Origin of the sequence: Paenibacillus sp. OT2-17 (assembly GCF_009827695.1) — a bacterium.
In the GTDB taxonomy this organism is placed as follows: Bacteria; Bacillota; Bacilli; order Paenibacillales; family Paenibacillaceae; genus Paenibacillus; species Paenibacillus polymyxa_B.
The window spans coordinates 1-3575 of the sequence record NZ_WUDQ01000389.1 but is presented as its reverse complement, the minus strand read 5'-3'; the positions used below and the strand labels follow the sequence as shown (position 1 = coordinate 3575).

Annotated in this window: 3 protein-coding genes; 2 read left to right on the top strand and 1 reads right to left on the bottom strand. The window is 46.7% G+C overall.

Features of this window, described 5'->3' with window-relative positions; genetic code table 11:
- The first annotated feature begins 172 nt into the window (after nt 1–172).
- Both trxA and uvrC read left to right on the top strand, forming a co-directional pair.
- Complete coding sequence (gene trxA, locus GRP75_RS21775) at nt 173–490, top strand: thioredoxin (protein WP_010347861.1); 318 nt, start codon at nt 173–175, stop codon at nt 488–490.
- A gap of 160 nt (nt 491–650) precedes the next feature.
- Complete coding sequence (gene uvrC, locus GRP75_RS21770; RefSeq protein ID WP_160790335.1) at nt 651–2735, top strand: excinuclease ABC subunit UvrC; 2085 nt, start codon at nt 651–653, stop codon at nt 2733–2735.
- Here the strand turns inward: uvrC and GRP75_RS21765 are convergent.
- Nucleotides 2704–3575 (bottom strand): CPBP family intramembrane glutamic endopeptidase (locus tag GRP75_RS21765; RefSeq protein WP_160790334.1); only part of this gene is annotated, 872 nt, incomplete at its 5' end. The two genes, uvrC and GRP75_RS21765, sit on opposite strands and share 32 nt — an antisense overlap.

Genomic DNA, 3575 nt, shown 5'->3' with positions numbered 1-3575 from the left:
CTTTTGTAGATTTCATTACCGTAAAGGGAAAAAATCAGCGGGGGTAAGCGTTTATCCGTCTGCTATTTTGATATCTTACAATTAAAAGACTATTGTGATATAATTAAAAGGTGTCGAAACAGACATTACAGGTTATAATAATCTTGACTTTTCTATAAAGGAGGAACATACAATGGCAATTGTTAACGTGTCCGATCAATCCTTCAACGCAGAAGTCGAAGGCACAGGAACCGTTTTGGTTGATTTTTGGGCGCCATGGTGCGGTCCTTGCAAAATGATCGCTCCCATTCTGGAGGATCTGTCCACAGAAGTTGGCGACAGCGTCAAAATCGCGAAGGTGAACGTGGATGAAAATCCAGAGTCTGCTTCCCGTTTCGGCGTGATGAGTATTCCTACCCTGATCGTTTTCAAAGACGGACAGCCTGTTGATAAAGTGGTAGGTCTGAACTCCAAAGAAGCGCTGAAAAGCATGCTTACTAAACACCAATAATCATCGCATGTGACCCATGCTCCCGCGGGGGCTTGGTGGAGCGGCCATGAAAGGTCAATGCCTCCGGTTGTAAATACCGGGGGCGTTTTTGTGTATTATTCCTATATATTATAAGTAGTTAGTTGAGCAGTCATTAAGAATGGAAGGAGGAACCGGGCGAATGAAACCTTATGCGGAGGACTTGCAGAATCAGGAGAAGGCGCTGGAAAACATACGGCACAAATTAGCGTTACTGCCGGATGCATCAGGCTGTTACCTGATGAAGAACAGCGAAGGCACCATCATTTATGTCGGCAAGGCCAAAGTGTTGAAAAACCGGGTCCGTTCCTATTTTACAGGTAGCCATAACGGCAAGACGCAGCGACTGGTTTCCGATATCCGTGATTTTGAATATATCGTTACAGGCAGTAATATGGAGGCGCTCATTTTGGAGTGCAACCTCATTAAAAAGTACCAGCCGCGCTATAACGTGCTATTGAAGGATGATAAAACCTTTCCGTATTTGAAAATTACGAACGAGGCACACCCCAAGCTGGAGGTGACCCGTCGCGTTCTGAAAGATAAAGCAAAATATTTTGGACCGTACCCCAATTCCTACGCGGCACATCAGACGAAGAAGCTGCTGGATCGTATGTATCCGTTACGCAAGTGTGGTGTGATGCCAAAAGAAGTGTGTCTGTATTATCACATGCATCAATGTTTGGGGCCTTGTGTGAAAGAGGTCGAGAAGGAAACGTATGACCAGATTGGTCAGGAGATTGGTTCCTTTTTGAGCGGGGGACATGAGGAAATTAAAAAGGATCTTCAGCGTAAAATGCAGGAGGCCGCAGAGGAATTGTATTTTGAGCGGGCCAAGGAGCTGCGAGATCAGATTATCAGCATCGACGCGATGATGGAAAAGCAGAAAATCACCACATCGGATGCGAAAGATCGAGATGTATTCGGTTTTTCAGTAGATAAGGGCTGGATGTGTGTACAGATCCTATATGTCCGCAAAGGTAAAATGATCGAGCGCCATATGTCAACTTTTCCTTTCTACGGTGAGGCTTACAGTGATTTTATGTCCTATGTGACGCAATATTATAGTGACAACCCAGCAGTGCCGCAGGAAATATTGCTGCCGGATTCTCCTAAGATGATGCAGGCGGAACAGGTCAATGTCGATCAACCGGTTGCGGCAGAAACTGCACTTCACAGTGCACCTACAGCCGATGCTACCGGACAGACAGATGACAAAGCGATACAAACGGAGACAGAGCATTCTGCTGACTCATTGCTGGTGGCTGAAGAACGAGCAGCTTATGCAGCAGCAACGAATCAAGGTCAAGTTGGTGACCAAGATGCAGAGATAAAGGAAACAGAAACCCAACTATCCGGTGGACTGGAGGACCCAGCTACGGCGGCTCTCGCTCTGGCTGAATGGTTGGATGTTAAGGTACTTGTACCGCAGCGTGGACTGAAAAAGCAAATGACAGGCATGGCGACGGAAAATGCACGTGTTGCTTTGGATGAGAAGTTTAAGCTGATCGAGCGGGATGAGGAACGGACATCCAAAGCTGCAAGCAATCTCGGACGTGCCATTGGGCTGGATAGCTTGCACCGGGTGGAGGCGTTTGATAACTCCAACATCCAGGGTTCCGATCCAGTCTCCGCCATGATCGTGTTTATTGATGGCAAGCCTGCCAAGAAGGAGTATCGAAAATATAAGATCCGTTCTGTGCAGGGACCCGATGATTATGAAACGATGCGTGAGGTTATTCGGCGTAGATATGAACGTGTGCTTAAGGAAAATCTGGAACGTCCCGACTTGATCGTTGTGGATGGTGGACGTGGACAAATTAAGGCGGCGACCGATGTACTGCAAAATGAGCTGGGTTTGTTCATTCCTGTGTGTGGTCTGGTGAAGGATGCCAAACATAGAACTTCCCAACTATTAGTGGGAGAGTCCTCTGAGGCCGTGACACTTGCACGCAATAGCGAAGAATTTTATCTGCTGCAACGGATTCAGGACGAGGTTCACCGTTTTGCCATCACGTTCCACCGCGAGCAACGCGGCAAATCTATGGTGACTTCTCGGTTGGACTCTATTCCAGGCATCGGCGAGAAACGGCGTAAGTTACTGCTCAAGCATTTTGGATCACTCAAAAAAATAAGAGAGGCCAGCGTTGAAGAATTCCGGCCTCTCTCTATTGGGGATAAGCTTGCGCGTCAGATTATAGCTGCCCTTCGGGAGGAGGAGTCGTAGAATACGGCTCCTCTTTTTTAATAGGTTCAAACATAATTCGATTTGGCTTTTTAGGACTAAACCAATAAATGATGTAACCCACAATGGCTGGAAGTAAGATCCAGAATAGACCAGCGCTCACATTCACAGTGTCTCCCAGACTCATTACACTAAGCCCCATTAGAATGCTGTCAAAAATAACGTGGCTGAACATGGCGGCAATAAAACCGTAACGCAGGAACACAAAACTGAACAGCAAGCCAAGAAAAGTCAGCTCAATAGGTCTGGAAATCACCGGATAGATTGGATAAAGTGTATGTCCCAGTGCCCAAATCAGCGTGGTGATCAGACAAGCAACAAAAGTGTTTTTCACTATTTTTTTGACCATCGGAATACCAAACAGACGGTAGACAGTCTCTTCTCCAATACCTGCCATCCAGGCCATAATCGGCAGTAACCATGGATAAGCCATATTGTAAGGGGATTGCGTGGCATCTGTTGTGGAGAATGTATTAAATGTGCGCTCCAGTATAAAGAATAAGATGGATTGTACCCCGAGTAAAATAAAGGCCCACAAGTAGCCAACATACATACTGCGAAGCACATACAGCCCGTAGCCCGGCTCTTTCGCACGCGGCCATGCATTCAGTCCAACCTGACGCATAAGTCCGTCACCGCCGACCAAGGAGAAGTAGAGCGCTACTGCCATGAAGAAGGTAACACCAATCTGGAACACCATAAGAAATATAAGCATGCCCTTACCGCCTGCTTCTGCTTGCAATAAAGGCAGCATGTTCATTGTCCCAGCTATACTTGCAATAAAGTATATAACGGACAGAACAATGCCGCGTACAAATGAAG